Origin of the sequence: Raoultella sp., assembly GCF_039594335.1 — a bacterium.
Lineage (GTDB): Bacteria > Pseudomonadota > Gammaproteobacteria > Enterobacterales > Enterobacteriaceae > Klebsiella.
Map to the genome: position 1 here is coordinate 1 of NZ_JBCNNS010000208.1, position 5,086 is coordinate 5,086.

The following is a 5,086-nucleotide window of genomic DNA, read 5'->3' on the forward strand; positions in this document are numbered from 1 at the left end:
GTACCCAGCAATGAGGTGGAAAGTAATCCGACTCCCTGTCCCAGTCCCAACTCCTGTTTTAAACCACTCATGATTCCATCCTGCGCCAGTGAAAAAAAAGAGAGTATCACAATCGCTTTTCCTTATGACGCATTGGCCGATAGCGCTGCTTTTTGCGCGCTAGCGCAAAGGTAAAAATTTTTTTTGATTTTGCCCTTGAAGCGGGAAATGGCCACCCCCATCTCTCTCTGCACTAGCCGGTAAACCGCGTTCGGCCCGGCGTCACCCATAACTGATAATGACTTTCTCGAAGGAGAGCTATCAATGAGTATTCGTCCGTTACATGATCGTGTGATCGTCAAACGTAAAGAAGTTGAAACCAAATCTGCAGGCGGCATCGTTCTGACCGGTTCTGCGGCAGCTAAATCAACTCGTGGCGAAATCATCGCTGTCGGTAAAGGCCGCATTCTGGAAAACGGAACTGTGCAGCCGCTGGACGTTAAAGTTGGTGACATCGTGATTTTCAACGATGGCTACGGCGTGAAGTCTGAGAAGATCGACAACGAAGAAGTGCTGATCATGTCCGAAAGCGACATCCTGGCAATTGTTGAAGCGTAATTCGCACGACCCTGAACGAATTTGAGGAATAAAAGAAATGGCAGCAAAAGACGTAAAATTCGGTAACGACGCTCGTGTAAAAATGCTGCGCGGCGTAAACGTACTGGCAGATGCAGTTAAAGTGACCCTGGGCCCGAAAGGCCGCAACGTGGTGCTGGACAAATCCTTCGGCGCGCCGACCATCACTAAAGATGGCGTTTCCGTTGCTCGTGAAATCGAACTGGAAGACAAGTTCGAAAACATGGGTGCGCAGATGGTGAAAGAAGTTGCCTCTAAAGCGAACGACGCGGCAGGCGACGGTACCACCACCGCAACCGTACTGGCTCAGGCTATCGTGAACGAAGGCCTGAAAGCTGTTGCAGCAGGCATGAACCCGATGGATCTGAAACGTGGTATCGACAAAGCTGTCATTGCCGCCGTTGAAGAACTGAAAGCGCTGTCCGTACCGTGCTCTGACTCTAAAGCGATTGCTCAGGTTGGTACCATCTCCGCTAACTCCGACGAAACCGTCGGTAAACTGATCGCGGAAGCGATGGATAAAGTCGGTAAAGAAGGCGTGATCACCGTTGAAGACGGTACCGGTCTGGAAGACGAACTGGACGTAGTTGAAGGTATGCAGTTCGACCGCGGCTACCTGTCTCCGTACTTCATCAACAAGCCGGACACCGGTGCCGTTGAGCTGGAAAGCCCGTTCATCCTGCTGGCTGATAAAAAAATCTCCAACATCCGCGAAATGCTGCCGGTTCTGGAAGCCGTAGCGAAAGCTGGCAAACCGCTGGTTATCATCGCTGAAGACGTTGAAGGCGAAGCGCTGGCGACCCTGGTGGTTAACACCATGCGCGGCATCGTTAAAGTGGCTGCGGTGAAAGCACCGGGCTTCGGCGACCGTCGTAAAGCCATGCTGCAGGATATCGCTACCCTGACTGGCGGTACCGTTATCTCTGAAGAGATCGGTATGGAGCTGGAAAAAGCGACTCTGGAAGATCTGGGCCAGGCGAAACGCGTGGTTATCAACAAAGACACCACCACCATCATCGATGGCGTTGGCGAAGAGTCTGCAATCCAGGGCCGTGTAGCTCAGATCCGTAAGCAGATCGAAGAAGCGACCTCCGATTACGACCGTGAAAAACTGCAGGAACGTGTCGCTAAACTGGCTGGCGGCGTGGCAGTAATCAAAGTCGGTGCGGCTACCGAAGTTGAAATGAAAGAGAAAAAAGCACGCGTCGACGACGCCCTGCACGCAACCCGTGCTGCGGTTGAAGAAGGCGTGGTGGCTGGCGGCGGCGTAGCGCTGGTTCGCGTTGCGGCGAAACTCGCTGGCCTGACCGGTCAGAACGAAGATCAGAACGTCGGTATCAAAGTTGCGCTGCGCGCAATGGAAGCACCGCTGCGTCAGATCGTGTCCAACGCCGGTGAAGAGCCGTCTGTTGTTGCTAACAACGTGAAAGCTGGCGACGGTAACTACGGTTACAACGCAGCAACTGAAGAATACGGCAACATGATCGACTTCGGTATCCTGGACCCAACCAAAGTGACCCGTTCTGCTCTGCAGTACGCGGCATCCGTGGCTGGTCTGATGATCACCACCGAGTGCATGGTGACCGACCTGCCGAAAGGCGACGCGCCTGATTTAGGTGCTGCTGGCGGTATGGGCGGCATGGGCGGTATGGGCGGCATGATGTAATCGTGCGCTCTACGGCATAAAAAAGCAGAAACCCCTGGCCAGCAATGGCTGGGGGTTTTTCTTTTGGCGCGCTTTTTAGTATAAGGCTTATACATAAAAATCATTTAAGCTGCATCAGAGCGGCAAGCACCTCCGTTTCGGGCGTGAACTGACAAGCGCGACCGGGGAGGAAATGAACGCGGCTCATGCCGACGCAGTTTGAAGGATGACAGATTTACATCCGGGCCAGTGCGTCCAGCTCATCGATCATGGGGAATAACATGCAGGTAAAATATTTAGCAGGGATTGTCGGCGCAGCCTTACTGTTGGCAGGTTGCAGTTCCAGCAATGAATTAACCTCTGCCGGCCAGAATGTGCGCTTCGTGCAGGAGAAGCCGGGCGCAGAGTGTCAGCTGTTAGGGACCGCGACGGGTAAACAGAGCAACTGGCTCTCCGGCCAGAATGGCGATGAGGGTGGTTCTATGCGCGGTGCGGCGAACGCTCTGCGTAACCAAGCGGCAGCGATGGGCGGCAACGTGATTTACGGCGTCAGCAGCCCGACGCAGAATCTGCTGTCGAGCTTTGTACCTACCGACAGCGAAATGAACGGCCAGGTTTATAAGTGCCCGAACTGATGCGTGACGCCTCTCTCTGCGAGCGCGGAGAGAGGCGTGGTCGCTAGATGAGGATCAGGCGCTAAGCTCCGCTTTCTTCTCCAGATAGAAGGCGTGCAGAGGACGCAGGCACTCTTCCAGACTGAGCATTCTTCCCGGCTGGGAAGGGATAATGGTACTGAAGATCTGGCATGGCGCCAGCTCCGCGTGCATCGCCTTGAGCTTGGGGCTTTTCTCGATAAGCTGCATCACGATGTTGTTTTCCAGTTCAGACAGATGCGGTACGCTGGTTTTGACTACCGCACCGGAGACAATTTTCTTCCCTTCCTCCGTCTCGCAGCAGTACAGTACGCCCAGATAATGGGAAAACAGGTTTAGCTTCCAGTCTTCCTGGGGATACTGCTGGTAATCGATATTGGGCTGAGTGGTTAAGTCGACGGTATAGCACATTAAAAAATCCATATTTGAACTTAAATACTGAACCAGTTCCTGGTCGCCGACTGTTTTTAATGCTTGTTGAATACCGATAATTAATGCTTCGATTTGCAGATCGTCAATACATAAAGTACTAATTTGTTCATCCTGAAATACAAGAATTAACGTTGACTGTGTTTCGCCAGGTTTGAGCGTAATGGACATGATTCGCCGCTCAGGGGATGGTTGCTGTATTTCAGCCGTCTCAACCTGAGGAATATTGGCAACAAGTGCCTCATTATACGTGATAAGCTCATCTTTATAGGCCTCTCCCTGGTTTTCAAGCCGCTGGAAAATCACAGCCATTCTGCTCTGCAGTATCAGGAGCAGATCAGCTAGCACCGGTGCCTGAAGATAGTAAATCTCGCAAAAGCCATTTTCCTTCTTAACTTTCAGCAGCAACGCTAAAAATCGCTCTTCAAAGGTAATTCCTGCGGTATTAAAACCTATAAACGTTCCTTGCATATTCTTCTCCTTTATTAAGCAGTAGTCACCGACTTTGATTGTGAGAGATCGATAACACGATCGGCGGATGCAATGGTCGATGGTCGATGCGCGACGATAATGCGGGTGATACTTAGCGCTGAAATAGACTGATTGATAACCGACTCATTTCTGAGGTCAAGATGGCTGGTAGCCTCATCCATGAATAAAATACTCGGTTTGCGATACAGTGCGCGGGCGATCAGGATACGCTGCTTTTGCCCACCTGAAATACCCAGCCCAAGTTCGCCGACAATGGTTTCGTATCCCATAGCCATCTTCATAATTTCATCATGAATGTTGCACCGTCTGGCACACTCCATCACAAAATCAAGATCGGCGTTATCATCGAAGCCACTTATATTATCAATAAGGGAGCCGGAAAAGAGGCGATCTTCCTGGAGTACGCAGGCGATACCAAGACGATAGTTATTCAAACCAATCTTTTTAATCTCCAGATTATCCGCCAGTATTTCGCCTGAATCCGGTGAGAGCAATCCGCACATGACTTTTAATAGTGTGGTTTTCCCTACGCCAGATGGGCCAATTAGCGCGACTGATTCTCCAGGAGCAACGGTTATGTTCAAATTTGTAAAGATGGGTTGTGAAAAAGGATCGTATTGATAACTAAGATTTCTCACTTCAAGTTTTACGCCAGTGTTTTCCGTAAAAACACGCCGCGATGGAAGTTCTTTTTCTGGTTCACTAAATGCTATTTCTGATAGACGTTCGTTGTGCAGTGAGAGCATACGAAGCTGCATCACCAAATCAATGAGATTCGATGCACGTTGAGAAAACTGACCCCGATAGGCGTTAAATGCCATAAACATACCGAGCGTCATCTCATTATCAATTACCATAATGGCACCCAACCACAGTACCACTACCTGATCGATTGAGGTGATAAAGGTATTAATGCCACCAAACATCATATCGAATCGAGTTTGCTTGATTCCTGCATTGCTGGCGTCAACGTTAAGATTCAGCCAATGCTGTGAGCGACGTTCTTTTAAATTCAGTGCTTTGATCGTAGAAATGCCATAAAGTGACTCCATAAAGTGGGAGTTAGCACGTGCGCCTTTAACTACCTGTTCTTCCGTTACGCGACGATAAAAGCTATAGGTAGCAAAGCGCATAATCGCATAGCAAATGGTAAAGCCGATGACGACCCAGACTAACCAACCACCATATAAGGTCAGCATCACCAATAAACCGATTGTCATTATCGAGTCGATGATGCCGGTAACGATACTAT

Annotated in this window: 5 protein-coding genes; 3 read left to right on the top strand and 2 right to left on the bottom strand. The window is 50.2% G+C overall.

Features of this window, described 5'->3' with window-relative positions; genetic code table 11:
• Positions 1 to 303: 303 nt before the first annotated feature.
• From ACZAHD_RS21445 to ACZAHD_RS21455, 3 genes are all read left to right on the top strand, one after another.
• A complete protein-coding gene (locus ACZAHD_RS21445; RefSeq protein ID WP_003855929.1) occupies positions 304 to 597 on the top strand; it encodes a co-chaperone GroES in 294 nt (97 codons plus the stop codon).
• Between the two features lie 37 nt (positions 598 to 634).
• Positions 635 to 2,281 (top strand): chaperonin GroEL, encoded by a 1,647-nt coding sequence (groL, locus tag ACZAHD_RS21450; protein ID WP_008807218.1) that lies wholly within the window; start codon positions 635 to 637, stop codon positions 2,279 to 2,281.
• Between the two features lie 260 nt (positions 2,282 to 2,541).
• Complete coding sequence (locus tag ACZAHD_RS21455; RefSeq protein WP_004152419.1) at positions 2,542 to 2,895, top strand: DUF4156 domain-containing protein; 354 nt, start codon at positions 2,542 to 2,544, stop codon at positions 2,893 to 2,895.
• Positions 2,896 to 2,949: 54 nt separating this feature from the next.
• On the opposite strand, the gene yjeJ is transcribed toward ACZAHD_RS21455, so the two are convergent.
• Positions 2,950 to 3,813 carry a YjeJ family protein gene (gene yjeJ, locus ACZAHD_RS21460; RefSeq protein WP_462458548.1) on the bottom strand — a complete coding sequence of 288 codons (864 nt, stop codon included), beginning with the start codon at positions 3,811 to 3,813 and terminating at the stop codon, positions 2,950 to 2,952.
• A gap of 14 nt (positions 3,814 to 3,827) precedes the next feature.
• Positions 3,828 to 5,086 (bottom strand): peptidase domain-containing ABC transporter (locus tag ACZAHD_RS21465; RefSeq protein ID WP_462458549.1); only part of this gene is annotated, 1,259 nt, incomplete at its 5' end.

What these genes read in the sequence shown, in the direction of transcription:
- ACZAHD_RS21455 (WP_004152419.1), top strand. Translation starts at nt 2,542, where the DNA reads ATGCAGGTAAAATATTTAGCAGGGATTGTCGGCGCAGCCTTACTGTTG.
- groL (WP_008807218.1), top strand. Translation starts at nt 635, where the DNA reads ATGGCAGCAAAAGACGTAAAATTCGGTAACGACGCTCGTGTAAAAATG.
- ACZAHD_RS21445 (WP_003855929.1), top strand. Translation starts at nt 304, where the DNA reads ATGAGTATTCGTCCGTTACATGATCGTGTGATCGTCAAACGTAAAGAA.
- yjeJ (WP_462458548.1), bottom strand. Translation starts at nt 3,813, where the DNA reads ATGCAAGGAACGTTTATAGGTTTTAATACCGCAGGAATTACCTTTGAA.